Annotated in this window: 1 protein-coding gene; it reads right to left on the bottom strand. The window is 57.7% G+C overall.

The window, feature by feature from the left end; translation table 11 throughout:
* Complete coding sequence (locus VSR68_RS42465; RefSeq protein WP_342945373.1) at nucleotides 1-1,092, bottom strand: IS630 family transposase; 1,092 nt, start codon at nucleotides 1,090-1,092, stop codon at nucleotides 1-3.
* Nucleotides 1,093-1,168: the final 76 nt, after the last annotated feature.

The following is a 1,168-nucleotide window of genomic DNA, read 5'->3' as shown; positions in this document are numbered from 1 at the left end:
CTAGTGTGTCGTTCCGCTGATTCGCGTACAAAGTCTTTGTAGCTTGGCGAGGATGGAATCAGCGGTAGCAGTCCACATGAATGGCTCGCAGTTTTGGTTGTAGTGGGAGACAAATTGATCGATACGTTTAATCAGTTGCTTGACCGAGCCAAACGAGCCACGACGTATGGCCTTGCCGGTGATCAGCGCAAAGAAGCGTTCGACCTGGTTAAGCCACGAACTGTAAGTCGGGATGAAATGCATGTGCCAGCGAGGACGCGCTGCCAGCCACGCTTTGACCTTGGGATGTTTATGGGCGCTGTAGTTGTCGACGATGCAGTGCACGTCGAGGTCGGCCGGCACCGCCTTGTCGATTTCGCGCAGAAACGACAGGAATTCCTGGTGCCGGTGACGTGGCTTGCAGGTAGCGAGCACCGCCCCGTTGAGCACATTCAGCGCCGCGAACAGCGTCGTTGTGCCATGCCGCTTATAGTCATGCGTGACCGCTTCGACATAGCCGAAGCCCATTGGCAGCATGGGCTGCGTGCGCTCAAGCGCCTGACATTGGCTCTTCTCGTCCACGCACAGCACCAGCGCGTTCTCGGGCGGACTCAGGTACAAGCCGACGACGTCGCGCAATTTCTCGATAAAGAATGGATCGGTCGACAGTTTGAAGCTCTCGCTGCGATGCGGCTGCAGGCCCAGCAGCTTGAAATAGCGGTGCACGCTGGTCGGCGAGATCGATGTCTCGGCAGCGATCGAACGCACGCTCCAATGCGTGGAACCGTCAGCGGGCTTGGTATGCAACGTCTTGTGGATCAACTCTGCCACTCGCTCATCGTCGATAGTGCGAGGCTTGCCGGGGCGCACCTCGTCATACAGGCCATTAATGCGCCGTTCAAGAAACCGGTTTCGCCACTTACCCACTGTGGCACGCGTCAGTTGCAGGCGCTTGGCAATCTCGCTGCTGGGTTCACCTGCAGCCGCGGCCAAAACAATGCGCGCGCGCACAACCAGCGAGGCGGAAATGGACCGCGAACGAGCCATCGACGCAAGTTGCGATTGTTCATCTTCGGTCAGCACGAGTTCCGCCTTCGGTCGCCCCATCACCATGCTGATATCTCCCGTTCCGTTGATATCAGCATCCTACGTGAACATAGGTCAGTTAACAACGGAACGGGACACTAGC

Origin of the sequence: Paraburkholderia phymatum, from assembly GCF_038900715.1 — a bacterium.
In the GTDB taxonomy this organism is placed as follows: Bacteria; Pseudomonadota; Gammaproteobacteria; order Burkholderiales; family Burkholderiaceae; genus Paraburkholderia; species Paraburkholderia phymatum_A.
This window is presented reverse-complemented; position numbering and strand designations above follow the sequence as displayed.

Coding starts and splice junctions, on each gene's coding strand:
- VSR68_RS42465 (WP_342945373.1), bottom strand. CDS start 1,092: ATGGTGATGGGGCGACCGAAGGCGGAACTCGTGCTGACCGAAGATGAA.